Annotated in this window: 23 protein-coding genes; 9 read left to right on the forward strand and 14 right to left on the reverse strand. The window is 61.1% G+C overall.

The window, feature by feature from the left end:
* Window positions 1–10 precede the first annotated feature (10 nt).
* Window positions 11–940 (forward strand): RNA polymerase sigma factor, encoded by a 930-nt coding sequence (locus FHX06_RS07910; RefSeq protein WP_183879227.1) that lies wholly within the window; start codon window positions 11–13, stop codon window positions 938–940.
* A 121-nt stretch (window positions 941–1,061) separates the two neighbouring features.
* Here FHX06_RS07910 and FHX06_RS07915 read toward each other — a convergent pair whose 3' ends face one another.
* From FHX06_RS07915 to FHX06_RS07925, 3 genes are all read right to left on the reverse strand, one after another.
* On the reverse strand, window positions 1,062–1,460 hold the full coding sequence (locus FHX06_RS07915) for a cupin domain-containing protein (RefSeq protein ID WP_113206321.1): 399 nt from the start codon (window positions 1,458–1,460) through the stop codon (window positions 1,062–1,064).
* A 130-nt stretch (window positions 1,461–1,590) separates the two neighbouring features.
* Window positions 1,591–2,451: an NmrA family NAD(P)-binding protein gene (locus FHX06_RS07920; RefSeq protein WP_183878843.1), complete on the reverse strand. Its 861-nt coding sequence runs from the start codon at window positions 2,449–2,451 to the stop codon at window positions 1,591–1,593.
* Window positions 2,452–2,558: 107 nt separating this feature from the next.
* Complete coding sequence (locus FHX06_RS07925; RefSeq protein ID WP_183878845.1) at window positions 2,559–2,720, reverse strand: DUF1127 domain-containing protein; 162 nt, start codon at window positions 2,718–2,720, stop codon at window positions 2,559–2,561.
* A gap of 169 nt (window positions 2,721–2,889) precedes the next feature.
* Between FHX06_RS07925 and FHX06_RS07930 the strand changes: the two genes are divergently transcribed.
* On the forward strand, window positions 2,890–3,780 hold the full coding sequence (locus tag FHX06_RS07930; protein ID WP_183878847.1) for a LysR substrate-binding domain-containing protein: 891 nt from the start codon (window positions 2,890–2,892) through the stop codon (window positions 3,778–3,780).
* 23 nt (window positions 3,781–3,803) lie between these two features.
* Here FHX06_RS07930 and FHX06_RS07935 read toward each other — a convergent pair whose 3' ends face one another.
* The gene (locus FHX06_RS07935; protein ID WP_183879229.1) at window positions 3,804–4,193 is read right to left on the reverse strand and encodes a YkvA family protein; all 390 of its coding nucleotides are present in this window, start codon (window positions 4,191–4,193) and stop codon (window positions 3,804–3,806) included.
* Window positions 4,194–4,363: 170 nt separating this feature from the next.
* On the opposite strand from FHX06_RS07935, the gene FHX06_RS07940 reads away from it, so the two are divergent.
* Entirely contained in the window at window positions 4,364–4,660 is a 297-nt protein-coding gene (locus tag FHX06_RS07940) for a hypothetical protein (RefSeq protein WP_183878849.1), read from the forward strand.
* An 85-nt stretch (window positions 4,661–4,745) separates the two neighbouring features.
* On the opposite strand, the gene FHX06_RS07945 is transcribed toward FHX06_RS07940, so the two are convergent.
* From FHX06_RS07945 to FHX06_RS07960, 4 genes are all read right to left on the reverse strand, one after another.
* Window positions 4,746–4,895: a hypothetical protein gene (locus tag FHX06_RS07945; RefSeq protein WP_112547375.1), complete on the reverse strand. Its 150-nt coding sequence runs from the start codon at window positions 4,893–4,895 to the stop codon at window positions 4,746–4,748.
* A 76-nt stretch (window positions 4,896–4,971) separates the two neighbouring features.
* On the reverse strand, window positions 4,972–5,850 hold the full coding sequence (locus FHX06_RS07950) for an NAD(P)H-binding protein (protein WP_183878851.1): 879 nt from the start codon (window positions 5,848–5,850) through the stop codon (window positions 4,972–4,974).
* Between the two features lie 62 nt (window positions 5,851–5,912).
* Window positions 5,913–6,809, reverse strand: coding sequence for a helix-turn-helix transcriptional regulator (locus FHX06_RS07955; protein ID WP_183878853.1), 897 nt, complete (start codon window positions 6,807–6,809; stop codon window positions 5,913–5,915).
* Window positions 6,810–6,941: 132 nt separating this feature from the next.
* Window positions 6,942–8,495 (reverse strand): acetolactate synthase large subunit, encoded by a 1,554-nt coding sequence (locus FHX06_RS07960; protein ID WP_183878855.1) that lies wholly within the window; start codon window positions 8,493–8,495, stop codon window positions 6,942–6,944.
* A 154-nt stretch (window positions 8,496–8,649) separates the two neighbouring features.
* On the opposite strand from FHX06_RS07960, the gene FHX06_RS07965 reads away from it, so the two are divergent.
* Complete coding sequence (locus FHX06_RS07965; RefSeq protein ID WP_183878857.1) at window positions 8,650–9,864, forward strand: alpha/beta hydrolase family protein; 1,215 nt, start codon at window positions 8,650–8,652, stop codon at window positions 9,862–9,864.
* A gap of 22 nt (window positions 9,865–9,886) precedes the next feature.
* Here the strand turns inward: FHX06_RS07965 and FHX06_RS07970 are convergent, their stop codons facing one another.
* Entirely contained in the window at window positions 9,887–10,768 is an 882-nt protein-coding gene (locus FHX06_RS07970) for a LysR family transcriptional regulator (protein ID WP_183878859.1), read from the reverse strand.
* A 97-nt stretch (window positions 10,769–10,865) separates the two neighbouring features.
* Between FHX06_RS07970 and FHX06_RS07975 the strand changes: the two genes are divergently transcribed.
* Window positions 10,866–11,612 (forward strand): sulfite exporter TauE/SafE family protein, encoded by a 747-nt coding sequence (locus FHX06_RS07975; RefSeq protein ID WP_183878861.1) that lies wholly within the window; start codon window positions 10,866–10,868, stop codon window positions 11,610–11,612.
* 9 nt (window positions 11,613–11,621) lie between these two features.
* On the opposite strand, the gene FHX06_RS07980 is transcribed toward FHX06_RS07975, so the two are convergent.
* Window positions 11,622–12,014 carry a RidA family protein gene (locus FHX06_RS07980; protein WP_183878863.1) on the reverse strand — a complete coding sequence of 131 codons (393 nt, stop codon included), beginning with the start codon at window positions 12,012–12,014 and terminating at the stop codon, window positions 11,622–11,624.
* Window positions 12,015–12,149: 135 nt separating this feature from the next.
* On the opposite strand from FHX06_RS07980, the gene FHX06_RS07985 reads away from it, so the two are divergent.
* On the forward strand, window positions 12,150–13,040 hold the full coding sequence (locus FHX06_RS07985; RefSeq protein ID WP_246715516.1) for a LysR substrate-binding domain-containing protein: 891 nt from the start codon (window positions 12,150–12,152) through the stop codon (window positions 13,038–13,040).
* Between the two features lie 111 nt (window positions 13,041–13,151).
* On the forward strand, window positions 13,152–13,463 hold the full coding sequence (locus tag FHX06_RS07990) for a hypothetical protein (protein ID WP_112547367.1): 312 nt from the start codon (window positions 13,152–13,154) through the stop codon (window positions 13,461–13,463).
* Window positions 13,464–13,565: 102 nt separating this feature from the next.
* Here the strand turns inward: FHX06_RS07990 and FHX06_RS07995 are convergent, their stop codons facing one another.
* The gene (locus FHX06_RS07995) at window positions 13,566–13,745 is read right to left on the reverse strand and encodes a hypothetical protein (RefSeq protein WP_112547366.1); all 180 of its coding nucleotides are present in this window, start codon (window positions 13,743–13,745) and stop codon (window positions 13,566–13,568) included.
* A 160-nt stretch (window positions 13,746–13,905) separates the two neighbouring features.
* Window positions 13,906–14,745 (reverse strand): DUF4118 domain-containing protein, encoded by an 840-nt coding sequence (locus tag FHX06_RS08000; RefSeq protein ID WP_112547415.1) that lies wholly within the window; start codon window positions 14,743–14,745, stop codon window positions 13,906–13,908.
* 223 nt (window positions 14,746–14,968) lie between these two features.
* Between FHX06_RS08000 and FHX06_RS08005 the strand changes: the two genes are divergently transcribed.
* On the forward strand, window positions 14,969–15,172 hold the full coding sequence (locus FHX06_RS08005) for a hypothetical protein (RefSeq protein ID WP_162710225.1): 204 nt from the start codon (window positions 14,969–14,971) through the stop codon (window positions 15,170–15,172).
* Window positions 15,173–15,335: 163 nt separating this feature from the next.
* On the opposite strand, the gene FHX06_RS08010 is transcribed toward FHX06_RS08005, so the two are convergent.
* Complete coding sequence (locus FHX06_RS08010) at window positions 15,336–16,265, reverse strand: LysR family transcriptional regulator (protein ID WP_112547364.1); 930 nt, start codon at window positions 16,263–16,265, stop codon at window positions 15,336–15,338.
* Window positions 16,266–16,399: 134 nt separating this feature from the next.
* Here FHX06_RS08010 and FHX06_RS08015 point away from each other — a divergent pair, with 134 nt between their 5' ends.
* Entirely contained in the window at window positions 16,400–17,851 is a 1,452-nt protein-coding gene (locus FHX06_RS08015; RefSeq protein WP_183878865.1) for an MFS transporter, read from the forward strand.
* An 86-nt stretch (window positions 17,852–17,937) separates the two neighbouring features.
* Here the strand turns inward: FHX06_RS08015 and FHX06_RS08020 are convergent, their stop codons facing one another.
* Window positions 17,938–19,755, reverse strand: coding sequence for a chloride channel protein (locus tag FHX06_RS08020; RefSeq protein WP_183878867.1), 1,818 nt, complete (start codon window positions 19,753–19,755; stop codon window positions 17,938–17,940).
* Window positions 19,756–19,823: the final 68 nt, after the last annotated feature.

The raw sequence follows: 19,823 nt of genomic DNA on the forward strand, positions 1-19,823 counted from the left end.
GGTGAAGGACATGCGGGAGCGACCGATCGGTCTATTCGACGTGCGATATCGAGCCTTCCTCGAGACGGTGTCAGACATTCGTGCCCAACTGCATCGCTACTGCGCCCGCATGACCGGCTCACGGCTCGACGGTGAGGATCTCATGCAGGAAACGCTATTCGAGGCCTACATGAAGATCGAGACACTTGATGAGGCCCACAGGCTGAAGTCCTGGCTGTTTCGCATCGCTCACAATCGCTGCATCGACTTTCTGAGGCGGCGCGACGCGCGCGAGCGCGCGGAGAGCACCTATTCGGATGACATCGGCGTCGTCGTCGCGGAGCCGGCTGCGAGTGATGCACGTCGCGCCATCGAACGGCTGGTCGGCAGCCTGCCGCCCAAAGAGCGCGCCTGCGTCCTCCTGAAGGATGTGTTCGACTATTCGCTGGAGGAGACCGCAGAACTCGTGGATTCGTCGGTTGGCGGCGTCAAAGCCGCGCTCTCCCGTGGACGGGCGAAGCTCGCCGGCTTGCCCGCTGAACCGACCGGCGAACCGAGCCGTCCGCTTGATGCCGACACGGCGCTGCTGCTGCAGCGCTATGTTGACCTCTTCAACCGCCATGATTGGGATGGTGTGCGGGGTCTCACCAGCGCCGATGCCCGATTGCGGGTCGCCGACTGCTTCGACGGTCTGCTCAGAAACTCTCCCTATTTCGTCGAATACGAGAAAAACACGGAACCGTGGATCATGGAGTTTGGGGCGATCGACGGGGAGCCTGTCCTGCTCGTGCTCTTCCAGCGTGGAGACCTGTGGCAGGTCGCATGGCCGGTTCGCGTCCATGTCGTCGGCGGCATTATCGACCGCATCGAAGACTATTATGCCTGCCCGTGGATCATTGGAAACGCCTCGGAGGCTGATCTAGAACTCATGGCCGGGTCCGTCGTCTCGCAAGGAGGATGACGGAGGCGCAGAGGAAGTCTCGGCGGTTGCGAGTCCTTGGGGAGGCCACGGTTTCGGCTGATCGAGGCGAAACCAGGCCGGCTACCCGCAACGGGCGCGCCGACCTGCACCTGTCACAAGGCTATTTCACCGGCACGACGAGCGGCGAGCCCTTCGTGACGATATAGGTTGCGAGTTCGGAGGCCTTGCCGTCGCCGACATTTCTGGCGGAATGGGCAACGCCCGAGGGGATGAACAGCGACTGGCCGGCTTTCAGTGTCACCGGCTTCTGGCCGTCCAGCTCATATTCCAGCGTCCCTTCGACCACATAGGCGATTTCCTCGCCCGGATGGTGATGCTTCACGGCGAAGGCGCCGGGGGCGAAGTCGACGCGAACCTGCACCGCCTCGTGACCGGGCACGTCGATGTCGTTCTGAACGAGATCGGTACGCTGGATGGGCTGCTCGGCGTTGGCCTTGGTCAGCTGCATTGCACCCGCAATGAGGAGTGCGCCTGCTGCCATGATCATGATGGTCCTCATCTGTCTGTCCTTCCGTCAGATGGCTAAGGCCCGCAACCGGGCGACGGGTTCATATGAACAGACGGATGAATTGGAAATGTTTCAGCGGATGACGTTTTTTGTATCGCCGTGTATCTGCGAGCTGCTCTCGTCACTGATGTTCTTGAAGTGCTTCGAGGTGCTGATCCAGCGTCGTCCTGCCCCAATGGCGGCGGGTGGGCATTTCAAAGCCGGTGTCGATGGTGACCTCTGCCATCTTTGCGTAGCAACGGGCGGCAGCCCAGGAGAAGCCAAGTCCGAGATAATATTCCTCGAACCTTTCGCGAGGGATCGTCTCGGCTGTAACCGGGCGGCCGAGACGCGATGAAAACGCCTTGGCGACATCGGCGAAGGAATAACGCTCCGGACCTTCGACATGGTCTATCCCGATATCCTCGCTCGGGCTCCTGAGGCGCGCAGCTGCGGCTTCCCCCAGATCCCTTGGCGACACCATCGGTATCTTCATGTCCTCGGGGAAGGGGGTGAGCAGGCGCCCGGTCTCTTTCGCAGGCTGCAGAAGCATGTCGAGATTGGTGAAGTAATATGCACCGCGATTGATCGCCACCGGAATGCCGGTTGCCTTCACGAGGCGTTCGAATTCGTACAGCACCGAGAGATCGCCGATGCCGGAGCCATCAAGCGCTCCATAGGTGGACACCAGGACGAGCTTCTCGAGCCCGGATCCTTCAAGTGCGGCGGCAATACTGCTGGCTGTCTTCAGTTCCCCGGCGTTGGTGTCGCCCTTGATATCGGCCGGCGGGTTCAAGAGAAAAGCGCGACGCCCTTTTTGCAGGATCGATCGAAGCTGCCCGGTATCGGTGACATCGGCGACGACAGGTTCGATACCGTCGCGTGCGATGGCGGCGGCCTTGTCTGCACTGTGAGCGACAGCGATGACTTTCTCGCCCGACGCCCGCAATGCGTCGATAACGACAGAGCCTATATGTCCGGACGCGCCAAGGATGACATACATGGGTGAAACTCGCAGACAATTATCAGGATAACTGCGCACACCGCTTCGAGGTTCCGTCGCTGACGTCGCCGGAACGGTGAAGTTTGACTTTCGGGTAGGGACGCCGCCTACGCACGCCAGAAGGGTCGGTGGCTCTGCTCGAAGGCGGCTTCACGGGTCATACCGAAATCCCTGAGCGTTTCGTCGGGCAAAGTATCCAGCTCGCGTGCGAAAAGGCGACGTTCGGTCCAGCGTTCGCGCCACATGCGGAGCGTGTCGGTCATATGCATGATGAAATTTCCTTTCTCTGTTGGCAAAACTCACCTATGATTGACGAAGGTGGAGGCGAAGATTTCCACTCGCTTTGCTCTTGTGTCATGGTTTTATGCCCATATCTGAATTCGAAAAAGCGCGTTATCTTCACGTCATCCGTTAGAAAAACTCACACAAGAGAAGACCATGGCCCGCCATCTGCCGCCGCTCTCCTATCTCCGGGCCTTCGAGGCCACTGCACGTCTCGGTTCGGTGACACGGGCAGCCGACGAGCTGGGGCGCACGCACGGTGCCGTCTCGAAGCAGCTGCAGCTTTTGCAGGAGCAGCTTGGGCTTCCCGTGTTCGAGAAGTCGGGCACCGGCCTTCGGCTGAATGAGGATGGGGCAGCCTTCTTCACCACGGTGTCGCGGGCCTTCGATCTTCTGGAGGAGCGTTATCAGGAGCTGAAGTCGAGCCGGAACGAAGCGAGCGTGCATCTTTCCTGCAGCGCCACCTTCGCCATGGTCTGGCTGGTGCCGCGTCTGGCGGAATTCTACAGCCTCTATCCGAATTGCCGCGTGCAGCTGACCATGTCATCGAGCGCCCGCGACGCCGGTCCGAACCGGGCGAGGGACGGGGTGGATATCATGCTGAGCTGGGATCGCCTGTCACGGCCGCAGTTCAGACGCGAGCATATCCCGCTCGCCTCCGTCTCCTTTGGCCTCGTGTCGGCACCGGATTATCCGTTCAGTACCGATGGCGATGATTTCAGCTTCCCGGCCCGCATTTCGCCCGACAGTTTGAGCGAGCAATGGACAAACTGGCAGGCGGCGACTGGGCACAGGATCTCGGCGCAGTCGGAGCTCTACTTCCCGCATATGTATCTTTGTGTCAGCGCCGCCGTCAGCGGGCTTGGCGTGGCTTTGGTGGAGCGGCGTTTTGCGCTGAACGAGCTGAAAAGCGGCAAGCTGGTGGAACGGTCGGAATTCCTGACTTGCGAGAACGGTTTCGTGGCCGTCATCCAGCCTGGCCGTGCGCTGTCGCCGGCAGCGGGCCATTTCCTCGAGTGGCTGCGCAGCGCCTTCGTGCGGGAATAGGCCGGGTTAAACTCGCTTTCGCTTCAGTGACGAAACAGATCCCGCGCAAGCCAGAGGCAGAGGGCGGCTGCGAGAAGCCAGACGATCACGATCGCAACAAGCCCCGAACGGCTGACCGGGCGCTGCGTGCGCTCGGTGGCCATGTCCCTGAATTCCGACATCAGCGGCGCGGGAATAAGGCGGATCGCGATGAGGATGCCGAGCGGAACGATGATGAGATCATCGAGATAGCCGAGCACCGGCACGAAATCGGGTATGAGGTCAACAGGGGAAAGGGCGTAGGCAGCAACCGCGCTGGCGACGATCTTGGCCATCAGGGGCGTGCGATCGTCACGCGCGGCAATCCAGAGCGCGACGACATCGCGCTTCACGCTCCGCGCCCATCGTTTTGCCGCAGTCAACCATTCACCCATCATTGCGCCGCCTGTCGGTTCGAGGATTGGGATGATCGCACATGCAGTTTAACATTTGATCGATTGGACAAAGGGCGAATTGGAGCCCAGATGTTTTCTGTTTGTTCTTTTTCGCCGTTCAGTTACATTGCATGCGTGCGTGGCGTTTATTTTCGCGAAAAGAGAGTTGAATGAAGACGGTTTTGTTTGGGATTTTCTTGCTGACGGCCGGGAGCGCGTCTGCATCGTGCGAGCTGGTTTCGGCTCCGTGTTCCACCGACAGTTCAGGCAATACCTATATCAGGGAGCAGAATCTCGGCGGCGGCTATAACACCTATCGAAACGGCGATCTCTATTCGCAGACGCATCAGCAGCTCAACGGCACCTATCGAGAGACCTATTCGAGCGGCGGCTACCGGACTTATTACAGCGACCCCAACCGCAGCAGCCCCTATCAGGGTGATTCGAAGGGTACGGTTGGCCGCTGAGGCGAAAGCGATCTGCCGTACACTTGAGACGTTGTCGGCAACAACGGCGCTATCGCTGCTGCTCGCTACTCTCGCCGGAATTGCTCTAGTGATGCTTGAAGTACTGCACCTCGCGTTCATGCTTCTCAGCCGCTTCCCGGGTCTTGAAGGTGCCAAGGTTCTTGCGTTTGTTCGTCTTGGCGTCGGGTTTGCGGGAATAGAGACGATATTCGCCTGACTTCAGTTTGCGGATCATCGGAACCTCCTCTGCTGAGGGATAAATCCCCTCAGCCTCATCCGGTTCCGTTTTGCCGGAACGACCCTGCCTAAAGTCACCGTACGGCGACAACAGGCCTCAGCGCGTCGACAAGTTCGGTGGAGCCTTTTCGGATATCGCGCGCATTCGGCTCGACCTCGATGAGGCCGCCCCTGCTGTGGACCTCGTAAAGCTCGGTCAGAAGATCGGCGGCACTGGCGCTCATCACCCGGCCCAGGCTTTCCCGCCATTGCGAGCGGGGCAGGGCGTCAGCGGTAATCGTGCGCCCCAGCAGCTGGCTCAGCGCTGCAGCCACGTCGCTTGCGCTATAGCGGCGCGGGCCTTCCGCGTGAACGATCTGTTCGCGCGTCTCGATATCGGGCCGAAGCAGGAGATCGGCGGCGATGCGTCCGACATCCTGTGCCGAGACGTTGGGAATCTGCTTTTCGACCGGGTCATGAAAGCTCGGCAGGATGCCGGTTGCGATCGCTATCGGCGCGACGCGGCCCCAGCCTTCCATATGCTCGGCCGACCGCAGAAAGATCCGGCGCATATCGAGCTGGCGAAGGCGCTGTTCGAACAGGTAGAACATGCTCGGCATGGCGAAGCCTTCGCCAAGATGGGCGCCGTAATCGGAAATGGCAAGCACGAGGGCAGGGTGCGCCTCTTCCAGTGCCGCGGCAATGCTTTCGATCGAGCGGCGCATATCGCCTTTTATGTCTGCGGCCCGCGGGTCGGCCGGCAGAATGACCTGAACGCTGTCGGCATCCGATATCGCTGCGGCAAGCGCCCTGGCGTCCTGCAGATCGGCAAATGCGACTTCGCAGCCGATGGCGCTCAGGCGGTCAGCCTTTGCCGGATCGCGCAGGATGGCGCGCACCGGCACCCCTGCCTCGCGCAGCGTCCTGGCGGTCGAGTAGCCGATCTTTCCGGCCGCTCCGAGGATTGCAATCATGTCTTTCTCCTTGCTGGTGACGCGCAAGGACTAGGGGGCAGCACCGAAGGCGTCGCACAAATTCAGGCCGGTCTTTGCAATTTCGGGCGGAATTCGCCCACTTCGCGCAAGATCTCTCCGGGTGTCTGGCCGATGAGCCGTCGCATGGTCGTCGCCATATGGCTCTGATGGGCAAAGCCTGCGGCAAGGGCAATCTCGCTTGCGGCCATATCCGTCGTCGTCATCAGGGAACGGGCATATTCGACGCGGCGGCGGATGACATATTGGTGCGCGGAAAGGCCCGTGCTGTTGCGAAACAGGCTCTTCAGCCTTGTGACGCTGACGCCGGCAACGACAGCCAGATCCGCCAGATGCAGCTTCCGGTCCAGATGGGTCTCGATGAATTCCGTCAACATCCGCAATTGCCGGGACGAAAGTTTCTGTTCACGGCCGATCTCGGGCCGAGGCGCACCATTGCTCGACGTCTCGATCAGCCGGATGGCGAGCGCGTTGGCGAGAAGATCGATATAGAGCGGGTCGGACGGGATATCGGCCTCCAGATCCGCCTTGATTGCCCGGCAGATCGCCTCGATGCCGGCATCGCGCAGCTGGAATCTTGGCTGCAGCTCGATCTCGCTGAAATCCCGCCCGAGATCTTCCGCGACCTGCTGCAGCCGCGAGGGGGCGAGACTTACACGCAGGATCCGGCAATCGGCATCATCCTCCCAGGACCCGTCGAGGCCGGCCGGGACGACATCGATATCGCCCGGCTTCTGGACGCGGCGCATGCGCCTGCCGCCACAGTGGCAATCGGCATTGACGGGTGGACCGAAGTGGATGCCGAGACGATGCATGTCACCACCCGGTACGCGGGAGATTCCGCGCGGGATATGCAGGAACTCGGCCGCGAGCCCATTCCACGCCCGTCCAGCGCTGGTCAGCAGGGTCTGCGGCGAGGTCTGCAAGGATGAAGCTGCCATGATCTGTCTTTGCTTTTAGCAGGGCTTTTAGCTGGGAGCTTTCGGCTGGGGGCTTTCTGCTGGGGGCTTTCGGCTTGAGGCGGAGATGCTATGTCGCAATCGCCGCCTTGCCAACCGGGGTCGCCTGAACGCTCAAATGATCGCTTCGATGAGAAACGGCCCGCGGCGCCTGAGTGCGCTTTCGAAGAGATCGGCAAATTGCTCGCAGCTATGCGCGCCTGCGGCATCGACGCCCATGCCCTTGGCGATCGACACCCAGTCCCAGGCCGGGTGATCGAGGTTCATCATCCGCCGGGCGTTCTCACCGATACCGTTGACGCCGACATTGCGCATCTCGGCATGCAGCACGGCATAGGCGCGGTTGGCGAAGATGATCGTGATCACGTCGAGATTTTCACGCGCCTGCGTCCACAGGCCCTGGACCGTATACATGCCGCTGCCATCCGCCTGCAGGTTGATGACCTTGCGGTCGGGGCAGGCGACCGCTGCACCCGTTGCCAGCGGAATGCCGCAGCCGATCGAGCCGCCCGTGTTCATCAGGTAGTCATGCGGCGCCGCGCCGGCCGAAAGTTCGAAGAAACGGCGGGCGGAGGTGACACCTTCGTCGCAGACGATGGCATTGTCTGGAAGTCGCGCCGCCACCATCACGGCGATCGCATCTTCGGTCAGATGTCCGAACGGAACGATATCGTCGGAAAGCACCGGCGATCGCGATTGAGGCAGCGACTGCCTCACGTCGAGTTCATCCCGCAGCGCCTCCAGCGCGCCTTTCAGATCCTCGCCATGCCTGGCAAGCGTCAAAACCTTGCAGCCTTTGCGCACCAGACGTCCGGGCTTTCCCGGATAGGCAAAGAAGGCGACGGGCTCCGGCGCGCCCGCGAGCACCAGCACATCGATATCGGCCAGCAGGTCCAGCGCGGCGTCGATCGGGTAGGGGATGCGGGTGAGGGCGACACGGCCGCGGCCGCGCTCGACCCTTGGCAGCTGCATCTCACAGAAGAGACGCACATCCCTGGCGGCCGCAATTGCACCCGCGATCTCCAGGGAGTCTGCGCGGGCTGCCGCACCGCTAAGAAGAATGCCGACCTCGCCGGGCGCATCTCTGATGGCGTCGGCAACCCCGCGCACGCTGTCCATGTTTACGGCATGAGGCTCCGGCCGAGGCAGCCTGATCGGCTGATCCACTTCGACATCGCCCCAGGCGGCATCTGCCGGCAGGATGAGCGTTGCCACACCGGGCGGTGACAAGGAGGCGCGATAGGCAGCCTCCGTCGCGCCGACAATATCTTCCGGGCTGCTGATGCGGTGCACCCAGTTGGACATCGTGCCTGCCAGGCCCTCAATGTCGGATGTCAGCGGCGCATCGAGGGGCAGATGATAGGAGGCATGGTCGCCGACAATGTTGATGACAGGTATCCGCGCGCGCCGCGCATTGTGGAGATTGGCAAGGCCATTGGCGAGGCCCGGCCCGGTATGCAGCAAGGTCGCGGCCGGGCGATCGGTCATGCGCGCGTAGCCGTCGGCTGCGCCCGTCACCACGCCCTCGGAAAGACCGAGGATGCAACGCATCTCGGGCTTGCGGTCGAGCGCCGCCACGAAATGCATTTCCGATGTACCGGGATTGGCAAAACATACGCTGACATCGTTTGCCAGAAGCGTATCACACAGGCTGTCTGCACCGTTCATGACAGTTACCTCCCGCTTTCAACAGCCTTGCACGGGAAGAGCATGAGCACAACCTCCAATAATGTCTCAGGTAAGCGCGTTTTCGTGACAGGGTCGAAAGCCGCCACTATAGTCATTGCCATCGCTGCGGCGGCAGCCATTGGTGGAGTTGGCGATGAGCATGCTGTTCAGGAACGAGTTGCATGAGGATTTCGGCAGCTGGCCGATTGCCTATATTCCCTATGGCGGGGCGGATTTCGGCGAGATCCGGGCTGTGGCGGAAGCCGTCGGAGATGGCGATGACGGCGCATTTTACCAGGCGTGGATTTCGGCTGGCGACCGGCTGAAAGAAGAGGCCGAGGCAGCGCTCTCCAGGGGCCATAAGGTCAGCGCGCGCGAGCTTTATCTGAGAGCGAGCGTCTTTTATGCGGCTTCCTATCATCCGCTCTATGGTGCGCCCGTCGATCCGCGCCTGCTTTCCGCCTTCCGCAAGCAGACGGACGCACTGGAAAGAGGGCTTGCGCTCTCGGCGCCGACGATCGAGCCGCTCGCCATACCATTCGGCAAGACGCCGATGCCCGGATATTTCGTCCCGGCACAGGGTCTCGAGCATGAGGTGCGGCCGATCGTCATCTTCAACAACGGCTATGACTGCACCATCACTGACACCTATTTCGCCTGCGCCGTCGCGGCTTCGCGGCGGGGCTATCACAGCCTGCTTTTCGACGGTCCCGGCCAGGGCGCCATGCTCTACGAGCACGGCATTCCGCTGCGGCCGGACTGGGACGTGGTCATCAGGGCGGTGGTGGATTTTGCGGTCAACCATCCGCTCGTCGACCCTGATCGGATCGCGCTCAGCGGCTGGAGCCTCGGCGGGCTCCTGGCGCCGCGCGGGGCGGCGGGAGAGCTGCGCATTGCCGCGCTCATTGCCGATCCCGGCACGTGGAGCATTGCCGACGGTTTTCGCCGGGTCATCATCCAGAAATTCGGCGTCCCGGCGGAAGCGGCGGCCGATCTCGGCGCTCTCGGCCAGAAACTGCTCGATACGATGGACGCTTTCGTGCGCGCCAACCCGGTGCTGAACTGGAAGGTCGTGCAGCGCGGTTTCTGGGTGCATGGAGTGGATAATCTCAGGGCCTTCCTCGCCTCGGCCGAACTTTTCACCATGCGGGGACATGCCGAGCGCATCCAGTGCCCGACATTGATCACCCACGCCGAGAATGACGGGCTTGCTGCCGACGCCGGCTTCTTCTTCGCTGCATTGCGCTGCCCGAAGACGCTGATGCGGTTCACCGCCGCAGAGGGCGCGGATGGCCATTGCGAGATGAAGAACCGGTCACTGCTCAACAGGCGCGTTCTGGACTGGCTCGACAAGCAATTCAGGGCCTGATCGTCGGACACCCAGACATTGCTCAGGCCGATGTCAGATGGTCCAGAAGGTTGCGGGCGTGAACCGGCAGGTCCGCGCCTTGCGCCGTGCAGACCACCAGCCGTCGGGTTGCCCAATCGTCCGCCAGACCGATCACGACAATTCCGCATGATCGCTTCGCGCGGCGGGCGGCCGTATCCGGCACGATGCCGATGCCGGCGCCTGCACCGGCCAGCCGGCAGATGGCCTCGAAATCGCGCAACCGCACGCGGATCTTGAGCCTGACGCCGATGCGGCTCGCCTGGGCATCGATGTGATCCTGAAGGGCGCCGCCGGCAAGTGCGATGAAATGTTCGCAGGCAAGATCAGCGAAACGGACGCTGCTCTCCCGCGCCAGAGGATGGCCGCTGCCTACGATGACGACGAGCCCATCGGTCGCGAAAGGTCTCGCCGTCAGGCCGGCCATCTCAGCCGCGGCTGAGAGGATGCCGATCTCGGCATGGCCGGCTGCGACACTTCTCGCAATCTCGACGCTCTGGCGCTCCTTCAATTGCAGATCCACCTGCGGGTTGGCTGCCATCCAGTGCGCCAGCTTTTCCGGCAGGTGTTCCGATATGGCGGCTGTGTTGGCGAGAATGCTGATCGTCGAGCGCAGCCCGCGTGCATATTCGCCGAGTTCGCCGTGCATCTGCCTGAGCTGGCCGAGGATCAGGCGGGCATGATGAGCAAGTGCCGCGCCGGCCTCAGTCGGGGAGACGCCGCGCCGGCCGCGCTCAAGCAAAGCGACTTCGCCAAGCGCCTCCATGTCGCGCAGGCGTTCGCTGGCAGCGGCGAGCGAGAGGCCCACGTCTGCCGCCCCATGGGTAATGCTGCCGGCATCGACGACGGCCAGGAAAAGGCGAAGGTCAGTCAGATCGAAACGCATTTTTCAAGGATAGGCTATTTTCAGCCTTCGGACCAGCCGAAGGCTGGGCGAGGGACTTCCGCATTGTGCCGATACTGGAAGCTGCTACCGATGCGGCATGTCCGATCTTTCCATTACCTTTCTCGCAGCAGTCACCGCCACGTTCTTTGTCGCCGGCATCGTCAAGGGTGTCACCGGCATGGGACTTCCGACGGTCGCAATGGGTGTCCTGGGTGTCTTGACCTCGCCACTGACGGCGGCAAGCCTGCTAATTGCGCCGTCGTCAGTGACCAATATCTGGCAGTTGTTCGCGGGGCCAAGCTTGCTTCCGCTTCTGCGACGGTTCTGGCCGATGATGGCGGCAGTTATTGCGGGAACGCTTCTCGGATCGGCATTGCTGACCACAGGCGATACCAGCCTGACGACCAGAGGTCTGGGCGTCGCGCTGATGCTCTATGCCGCCTATGCGCTGTTCAGCCGCCAGATCCGCGTGCCACCGGCGATGGAACCTTGGCTTTCGCCCGTCATAGGCGCTGCCACCGGACTGGTGACGGGCGGTACCGGCGTCTTCGTCATTCCCGCCGTGCCCTATCTGCAAGCGCTCGCGCTTGAGAAGGATGATCTGGTCCAGGCACTCGGCCTGTCCTTTACCGTCTCGACGTTCGCCCTTGCGGCGTCGCTCGGGCTGCGTGGCGCCTTCGAAGCGGGCAATCTTGCGCTCTCCTGCCTCGCCATTCTTCCGGCGCTGGCCGGCATGTGGGCGGGGCAGGTGCTGCGAGGGCGAATTGCGCCCGACACGTTCCGCCGCGGCTTCCTCATCTGCCTGCTGCTGCTCGGGGCGGAGATGTGTCTGGTGCCACGTTGACGCCGCGTGTCAGCGGCTTGGGCCGCCGGTCGCGGCAATCGCTTCGATTTCGATCATCGCCGTGGGGTCATAGAGCGCCGTGATTTCGGCAATCGTATCGGCGGGGAAGGGCTCGGAGAAATATTTGCGGCGCAGTTCCACCACATCGGGGAAATGCCTCATATCCGTGACGAAGATCGTCACCTTGACAACGTCCTTCAGGCTTGAGCCGCCGGCTTCGAGCGCGCGGCGCAGATTGGCGAAGGCCTGCTCTCCCTGTGCGCGAAAACCGCCGTCGACGATCCGGCCTTCGTCATCGGCGCCGGCCTGGCCGGAAATGAACAGGAGATTGCCGAACCTGATGCCCTGCGACAGCAGGAAAGGTTCATAATTGTCCGGTTGGGTGACGACACGTTCAAACATTGATTGCTCCTTGCGCGGCGATGATCAAGTTCAGATCATCTTGATGACCTCGGCATTATCGGGATAATGATCTGGAAATCCTGTGTTCTACAAATTCCAAATCATCAACTGTCAGGTGAACTGAATTCATCCGTCATGGTCATGCGCAAACTTCCACCCCTGTCATCGCTGCGTGCGTTTGAGGCTGCCGCCCGCTTGCTGAGCTTCAAGCGGGCGGCGGAGGAACTCGGCGTGACGCCGACGGCCATCAGCCACCAGATCCGCTCCCTGGAAGATCACACCGGCCTTGTTCTGTTCAACCGGCAGGTCCGCAAGGTGGTGCTGACGGAGGCGGGTGTGCAGCTTTATCCCGTCCTGAGGGACGGATTCGATGCCGTCGAGGCAGTGCTCAACCGTCTTGTTCAGGTCCAGAGACGCGCCAGGGTGACGATTTCGGCCACCAGCGCGTTCACGTCCAAATGGCTCGTTCCGCGCGTGGCGCGTTTTCACGCCCTGTATCCGGATATCGACCTTCAGCTTCACGCTTCCGACGATGCGGTCAGTCTCACCGAGACCGGTGTCGATATCGCGATCCGCTACGGGAGAGGACCCTATCCCGGCCTGAGTGCCGAGGTAATGTTTGCCGATGACTTCGCCCCGGTCGTCAATCCCCGCCTCGGTCCGCTGGGGATCGGCGACCTGGATAAGGTGCCGCTCATCCATTTTCAATGGCGGCGACAACACCCGCTCAATCCGACCTGGGAGCGCTGGTATTCGGCAGCCGGTCTTGCCCCGTCTTCGCCCCGTGGACAATTGCACTTTTCGGATGAAAGCCATGCCATTCAGGCCGCCGTTGCAGGCCAGGGTATAGCGTTGCTGAGCCTTGCGCTTGTGCGGGAGGAGCTGGCGGCCGGTCATCTGGTCCAGCCGTTCGGCCCTGCAGTTGCCGGCCATACCTACCATATGGTCACGAGCAGCGATCAGCCGCCCGGTGCCGGCGTTCGCGCGGCGGTCGACTGGTTGCGGGCGGAGGTGGCGTCAGGCTGATCGCCGGGCGTCGTGCCGTATGATGCCCGCCGCCTTGTTTTGGCCCCGCTCGCCTATCACTAAGCAGGTCCCACGCGATGGGCGATTCTACCGTTCAACAAGGGTTTGAAAATGATCAAGATAATGACGATTGCGGCAACCGCGATGCTGGTATCGGCCCAGTTTGCCGCTGCCTCCAGTGATGCCGCGTGGAATGCGCTTTTTGCCAAGGTGAACGGCACCTGCATCGGCCAGTCGGGCATGGATACGCCAGAGGCGACCGCTCCCATCGTCTTCGACGATGCGACGGGCAAGGTTGCCGTGCTGCTGCGCGGCTCGATGGGCAAGGGCAAGAGCAAGGTCAAGAACGTCAACCTGATCTGCCTCTACGACAAGAAGACCGGCAAGGCCTCTATCCAGGAATATCGCTGGCTCGGCCGGTAATGCCATGCGGCCATCATGCGCGCGTGATGGCCTGCCGCCGGAACAATATGCCGGCCCGATCGGATGACGCTTTTTGCAGCCGCAGGCTGGACAGGGTCGCGTCTAGAAGGAGGTGCCGTGCGGTATCAGCCTGATGGCGATCGCACCAGCCAGCAGGAGAAACAGAACGACCGCAGTCGACAGGCTCGCCAGAAAGTGGCGATAGGTCTTCCGGTTTCGGGCGCTGCCGGCAATGATTTCGCGTTCACGCGCCAGGTAAATTACGCCGTTGCGGCCGAACATAGGTTTCTTCCTCGAAGTCTTCGACTGGATAGACGAGGGAATTTGCCCGAAAAGCCCATAGGAAATCGATATTGCCGCGGGGCAGGGCAGATAAGATTTGCATAAGTGCCAAAGCGCGCTCGCTGCCACCGTCAGCGTGAAAACTCGCAGGCCCGGCTGTTCAAGCCCGATAGCGGTCGATCGCGGTGCCGAAGACCAGGGCGACGATATCCATCATGCCGTCGGGATTGGCCGGGCGCCGGTCCGGATCGAAGGCGACGCCGATGACGGCACTTTGGCCGCAGGCGTTTGCGACCGGCCAGAAGTCGAAGCGGGATTCGTCATAGGGGTAGACGCCGCCAGTGACGGCAAGGCGCGAATCCCACGCGGATCTTGCCGCCTCGATCTCGATGGCCGAGAGTTGTTCTGCGCCCGTCACCTTCGGTTTGCCATCCGCCCGTTCTCGGAAGATGACGACGGCCGGCGACTGGAAGAAGCCCGTGACGGCAGCAAGCGTCAGCGTCGTCGAGTCCTCCAACGAGCGGCTTGTCGTCATCCGTCCCGCATAGGTCTTCAGCGCGGCCTGCATGCGGCGCGTTCTCTCGAGATCGATACTCTTGTGACGTCCCCAGGCGGTGATGGCGCTGATGATGCAGGCGACGACGAAGAGCAAAACGATCGCCCAGATATTGGCGGTATCACCCACAGCAAGCGAAAAACGCGGCTCGGTGAAGAAGAAGTTATAGGCGAGCGCGCCGAGGACGGCAGAAAACAGCGCCGGCCCAAAGCCAAAGAACACGCTGCCGATGACGACTGGAATGACATAGATGAGCGACAGGTTGGGAATGGCCTCATAGCGGTCGAAACCCGCAGCAATGGCTGTCGCCATCACGGTCATGAGGAGGCAGATGACATAACGGACGGCCGGCGGCACCTCCGAGAAATCCAGGCCTTCTTCGATATCAATGTCGGCAATCGAGGCTTCGGCCGGCGACGCAGTGAAATTCTTCTCAAGAGACATGACCACAATCCTTCTGAGAGGAAAGTGGATCGCCTCGTATTTGAATTCCATGTGGAAAAAGGCGGCGTTTCATAAAGGCGGCATAAAGCCTCTGCCGGACGAACGCGTCTTTGCGTCCTTATACGACGCTTATGCCGCTTCCCGTCTGCTCCAATCGAAAACATATGCGCGAACCGATAGCTTTGCATCGTCCGTTCGGACAAGTGCATTTTGATCGGAAGGAATGGCTATGTACGGTCGCTGGTGGGCTTATTACATGCAGGCGCGCATGCGCGATGTGACCTTGTCTCATCCATCCAGGAATACGCAGAACAGAACCGGGGTCGCGTTCGATCACGCAGACGATCTCTGGATATTCGTCAGGCTCGCTCTGGTTCTGGCCGTCTTCTTTGCTGGCGTCGCCTGCATCCTGTGGGTGGCGAACTGACAGGAATGATGAAGTAACTGCAATGCCGTTGCACCTCGGCGGATCGATACCCGCCGATCTGCGCGGTCGACGCAAAGAATCCTCTCCGAAGGTGGACTTTTGCGTTTGATATTTGCAGCAAGATTTAACAAGCGATCTTAGTTCTGCCTGTTTCCGACGAAAATCAGGAATTTCGCGAGGGAGCCACATGGGCCTGGAAAGCATCTGGTCGATCGGCGAGATGCTCGGCTACGAAATCCACAAAGGCCCGAACCTTCGGTGATAACTGGCGATTTGACGGCCAGACGAGAGACAGTGAACCAAACGCGACCATGTATGAGGTCAGGGCGGGAACGAGCAATCCTCCGCGAATATGCTCCGCCGCCACATAGACCGGCAAATGGGCAACGCCCAAACCATCCAGCGCGGCTCGCAAGCCTGCGTCCGTATTGTTGAACGTCAGGCTCCTCGGCAAGATCAGTTTTTCGTTCGGATGAGTAAAAGCCCAGGGCGCCAGGCGACCGCTGGTTGGATATTTGAAATGTATGCAGGCATGCCCGGCAAGATCGGCTGGCGTTGTCGGCAGCGTATGGCGAGCGAAATAGCCGGGACTTCCACAAACGACAAAGTGCTGCTCACCGAGACAACGGGCGATCAGACCGGTATCGGCAAGTTCTCCGCTGCGAATGACAACATCCAGCCCTTCTGTCACCAGATCGGCGACGCGATCCTCAAAGTCGATATCCAGCTCGATCTCGGGATATCGTTCAACAAAGGCCGGCAGGATCGGCATCAGGAGATGATGACCGACGATATGCGGAACGCTGACGCGCAGGCGTCCCTTCGGGCGTTTCCGGCTTTCGATAATGCTTGTCTCCGCATCTTCGAGATCATCGATAATGCGCTTGCAGCGTTCGTAGAAGGCTGAACCTTCCTCCGTCAGGCTGATATTGCGCGTCGTCCTGTTGAACAACCGGACGCCAAGCCGCGCTTCCAGGCGAGCGATGGCCTTTCCGATGGCCGATGGAGAAACACCGGCGACGCGGGCCGCCGCGACATAGCTGTGTCGCTCGGCGGCATGAACGAAGGCGGTAAGGCTGCTGAGACTATCCATGGTTTATATCATAGAGGACATTTTGTCCTTTATGTAAGTCCATACCCCGTGATTGATCCATATTGAAGACAGAATATCGTTTCCTCCGACAAGAAGCCAATTCGGCTTCTGCTTTCCTTTAGCCGGAGAAAAAGATGAAGTTGACACAAAAGGAACGACAGAGGGCAGGAGCCAATTCATCACTAGCGGTGCTGCTGGCCGGAAATTTCGTCACCATCCTCGACCTTTTCATAGTCAATGTGGCCTTGCCGAACATTCAACGGGACCTGCACGCCTCGAATGCCGAATTGCAGATGATCATGGTGGCTTACAGCGTTTCTTACGGCGCAATGCTGCTCAATGGCGCGCGGCTCGGCGACTTCTATGGTCGTCGACGGATGTTCCTCTCCGGCATGGCAATCTTTGCGCTGGCGTCCCTGCTGTGTGGCATCGCTTTATCTCCCTGGAGCCTTATCGCCTCCCGAGCGCTGCAGGGCATCGGCGCAGCCCTGATGATGCCGCAGGCCTACGCGTCGCTGCGATTGTTGTTCGATGGTGACGAGCGTCGGCGGGCTTTTGCCGTGATGGGCGCGGTGCAAGGTATCGCAGGAGCGGCCTCGCAACTGCTCGGCGGCGGCTTGATGGCACTCGACATTGGCAGCCTCGACTGGCGCCTGATCTTCTTCGTCAACCTTCCCATCGCCGCCTACGCCCTCATTGCCGGGAAATGGTTCATTGTCGAAACCAGAGACGCTAAATCGGCAAGGCTCGATCTCATGGGCGCACTACTTGGCGCCTCGGCACTCACGGCGATCCTCTTGCCAGCAATGGTCGGACAGGAACAACATTGGCCATGGTGGACGATCCTCGGCCTACTGTTGTCCGTGCCTTTGTTCGCGGCCTTCATTGCCTACGAAAACCGCGTGAGGCGGCTCGGCGGCATCCCAATCATTGATCCCTCGCTGTTCAAGAAAAACGGTGTGGCCCTCGGCATGTTGGCATCGTTTCTATTTTTCTCCGCGATCAGTTCGTTCTCGCTGTCTCTGACGATCTTCTTGCAGATCGGCCTCGGCCAGAGCCCTCTCCAGGCGGCCATGCTGTTTCTGCCTTCTACTGTCGCGTTCTTTGCCGGTTCCGTGGTTTCGGCCTGGTTTGCGAAACGGCTGCAGCATGGGGCGCCGACATTTGGCATGGGCGTCTTCAGCTTAGGCTTGCTGATCGCGGTTATCGACGGCTTTGTCGGCGGAGATGGATCGGCATTGACTGTCTCAGTGATCCTCCAAGGGTTTGGTCAGGGAATCATCATTCCGCTTCTGCTCAACATGGTTCTAAGCACTGTTGCAGATACTGAAGCCGGGATGGCGTCAGGCGTTTTCAGCACCATCCAAACCGCGGGCTCGGCTTTTGGCGTGACGATCGTCGGTATGATCCTGTTCGGCATCAGTAACGGGAGCGGCGCAGAACCAGCTTCCGCTGTTCGAACCGCCGGTGCCTATGGGACGGCATTCGCGGTCGCGACGCTCTATAATTTGGTCGCAGTTGCTCTGGGCCTCATCCTGTTCCGCGCATTGCAAAAAGGGACAACCATAGATCACGCATGCAGGTGAGGCCTGCGTTTGACGCTATATTCCCAAGTCATTCTCCGCCGTCAAAGCCTGACGGCGGATTTCACCTACAATCAGATGTTTGAGCCTCAGGTGCGTGTTTCGCCCATTTGCCTTCGTGGTCCGAAATAGGGCTGACGCTCCGTCTCGGTTGCCTTCAGCGAATGGCGCAGGCGCAGCAAATCCTTGCGGGCGACGAGGCCGCGCAGCTCTCCGCTTTCGGGATCGACGATCGGGATGCGACCGGCGTCCGTCGCCAGCATCAGGTCGGCGACATAGCCGACCGTATCGTCCGGGTGGGCGAGCGGCAGGGAGGTATCGGAGACGAGATCGCCGAGCGTCTGGTCGGCAAGCGTCCCATCCTGCTGCCAGCGCAGCGCATCGCCGCGCGAGACCAGGCCTTTGACGATGCCTCTGCCATCGACGACGGGATAGACGCGGTGGGTCTTCGCGGTCGCCGTGAAGAAATGGGTCGCGTCACCCACCGTCATATCCGCCGGGAACGTATCGACCTCCCTGATCATGATGTCACGGGCGCGGGAGAACTCGAACGGGTCAATGCCATATTCACGGGTGATGTGCTGGCCGCGGCGGGCAATCTTTTCCGTCAGGATCGACCGGCGCAGCAGAAGTACCGTCACCGCGTAGGCGGAAACGGTTGCCGCCAGAAGCGGCAGCAGCGAGGAGACGTCGCCCGTCAGTTCCACGGCAAAGAAGGTGCCGGTGAGCGGCGCACGCATGGTGCCGCCCATCATGGCAGCCATACCGAGCAACGCCCAGAAACCGGGATCGCCGGGAAGGAAAAGGCCAACCAGCCAGCCGAGCGCTCCGCCGAAGATCAGCAGCGGCGCCAGCACGCCGCCTGACGTGCCCGACGAGAGGGCGACAAGCCAGATCGCGGCTTTCACCAGGAGGATCGTCAGCACCGCCGCCGGCAGGATGGAGCTGTTCAGCAGGCCGTCGATGATGTCGTAGCCGACGCCGAGCACCCGAGGCTCGATCAGGCCGCCAAGGCCGATGAAGAGGCCGCCGAGGGCAGGGCACCACATCCAGTGGATCGGTAGCGCCTCGAAAAGATCCTCGACCTTGTAGAGCAGCGTGGTCAGGATACCGGATTGCAGCCCGGCGATAATGCCCATTGCGGCGCAGAGCAGGATGCCCCACCACGGCAGATCCATATGGAACTGCTTGGGAAAGAGCGGACCGGCCTGAAACAGGAAGGGGCGCCAGCAGATCGAGACGCAGGCAGCGACCGCAACGGGAATGAAGCTGCGCGGCTTCCATTCGAACAGCAGCAGTTCTACGGCAAGCATGATTGCGGCGATCGGCGAACCGAAGATCGCGGTCATGCCGGCGGCGGCACCGGCGACCAGCAGCGTCTTGCGTTCGGCCGAGCTCAGATGAAAGCACTGGGCAAAGAGCGAGCCGATTGCGCCGCCCGTCATGATGATCGGGCCTTCCGCGCCGAAGGGGCCGCCGGTGCCGATCGAGATGGCCGAAGAGAGGGGTTTCAGGACCGCCACCTTCGGCGACATGCGGCTGCCGCCGATCAGGATCGCCTCGATCGCTTCGGGAATGCCATGACCGCGGATCTTTTCGGAGCCGTAGCGGGCCATCAGGCCGATGACGAGGCCGCCGATGACGGGAATGAGCACCATCCAGACGGAGCGCGGCGCCTGCGCCATCGACACGGCGGCGATGCTGAAACGGTGGAACCAGACGAGGTTCGTCACCAGCGAAATGAGGCTGACCAGAACCCAGGCGGCAAAGGCGCCGCCCGTGCCGACGATCAAGGCCATGCCGACCAGGGCCAGAACGCGCTTGTCGGTGGTGAAATCCCCGGCCCCGCGCCGGGAGAGGCCACCCATGAAATCATGGGGGCGATGAGCATTTTTTTGGGGAGGCATTGCTGGTCCTGTTGACGGCTTCGTTCTCATCGCAAATATATCGTAGTACGATATAAATCAACAGCCAA

The sequence above is a fragment of the Rhizobium sp. BK512 genome (genome assembly GCF_014194915.1).
In the GTDB taxonomy this organism is placed as follows: domain Bacteria; phylum Pseudomonadota; class Alphaproteobacteria; order Rhizobiales; family Rhizobiaceae; genus Rhizobium.

Bases quoted from the DNA above. Each gene is read 5' to 3' on its own strand.
- FHX06_RS07910 (WP_183879227.1), top strand. From the start codon at position 11: ATGCGGGAGCGACCGATCGGTCTATTCGACGTGCGATATCGAGCCTTC.
- FHX06_RS07915 (WP_113206321.1), bottom strand. From the start codon at position 1,460: ATGAGGACCATCATGATCATGGCAGCAGGCGCACTCCTCATTGCGGGT.
- FHX06_RS07920 (WP_183878843.1), bottom strand. From the start codon at position 2,451: ATGTATGTCATCCTTGGCGCGTCCGGACATATAGGCTCTGTCGTTATC.
- FHX06_RS07925 (WP_183878845.1), bottom strand. From the start codon at position 2,720: ATGCATATGACCGACACGCTCCGCATGTGGCGCGAACGCTGGACCGAA.
- FHX06_RS07930 (WP_183878847.1), top strand. From the start codon at position 2,890: ATGGCCCGCCATCTGCCGCCGCTCTCCTATCTCCGGGCCTTCGAGGCC.
- FHX06_RS07935 (WP_183879229.1), bottom strand. From the start codon at position 4,193: ATGGGTGAATGGTTGACTGCGGCAAAACGATGGGCGCGGAGCGTGAAG.
- FHX06_RS07940 (WP_183878849.1), top strand. From the start codon at position 4,364: ATGAAGACGGTTTTGTTTGGGATTTTCTTGCTGACGGCCGGGAGCGCG.
- FHX06_RS07945 (WP_112547375.1), bottom strand. From the start codon at position 4,895: ATGATCCGCAAACTGAAGTCAGGCGAATATCGTCTCTATTCCCGCAAA.
- FHX06_RS07950 (WP_183878851.1), bottom strand. From the start codon at position 5,850: ATGATTGCAATCCTCGGAGCGGCCGGAAAGATCGGCTACTCGACCGCC.
- FHX06_RS07955 (WP_183878853.1), bottom strand. From the start codon at position 6,809: ATGGCAGCTTCATCCTTGCAGACCTCGCCGCAGACCCTGCTGACCAGC.
- FHX06_RS07960 (WP_183878855.1), bottom strand. From the start codon at position 8,495: ATGAACGGTGCAGACAGCCTGTGTGATACGCTTCTGGCAAACGATGTC.
- FHX06_RS07965 (WP_183878857.1), top strand. From the start codon at position 8,650: ATGAGCATGCTGTTCAGGAACGAGTTGCATGAGGATTTCGGCAGCTGG.
- FHX06_RS07970 (WP_183878859.1), bottom strand. From the start codon at position 10,768: ATGCGTTTCGATCTGACTGACCTTCGCCTTTTCCTGGCCGTCGTCGAT.
- FHX06_RS07975 (WP_183878861.1), top strand. From the start codon at position 10,866: ATGTCCGATCTTTCCATTACCTTTCTCGCAGCAGTCACCGCCACGTTC.
- FHX06_RS07980 (WP_183878863.1), bottom strand. From the start codon at position 12,014: ATGTTTGAACGTGTCGTCACCCAACCGGACAATTATGAACCTTTCCTG.
- FHX06_RS07985 (WP_246715516.1), top strand. From the start codon at position 12,150: ATGGTCATGCGCAAACTTCCACCCCTGTCATCGCTGCGTGCGTTTGAG.
- FHX06_RS07990 (WP_112547367.1), top strand. From the start codon at position 13,152: ATGATCAAGATAATGACGATTGCGGCAACCGCGATGCTGGTATCGGCC.
- FHX06_RS07995 (WP_112547366.1), bottom strand. From the start codon at position 13,745: ATGTTCGGCCGCAACGGCGTAATTTACCTGGCGCGTGAACGCGAAATC.
- FHX06_RS08000 (WP_112547415.1), bottom strand. From the start codon at position 14,745: ATGTCTCTTGAGAAGAATTTCACTGCGTCGCCGGCCGAAGCCTCGATT.
- FHX06_RS08005 (WP_162710225.1), top strand. From the start codon at position 14,969: ATGGCTATGTACGGTCGCTGGTGGGCTTATTACATGCAGGCGCGCATG.
- FHX06_RS08010 (WP_112547364.1), bottom strand. From the start codon at position 16,265: ATGGATAGTCTCAGCAGCCTTACCGCCTTCGTTCATGCCGCCGAGCGA.
- FHX06_RS08015 (WP_183878865.1), top strand. From the start codon at position 16,400: ATGAAGTTGACACAAAAGGAACGACAGAGGGCAGGAGCCAATTCATCA.
- FHX06_RS08020 (WP_183878867.1), bottom strand. From the start codon at position 19,755: ATGCCTCCCCAAAAAAATGCTCATCGCCCCCATGATTTCATGGGTGGC.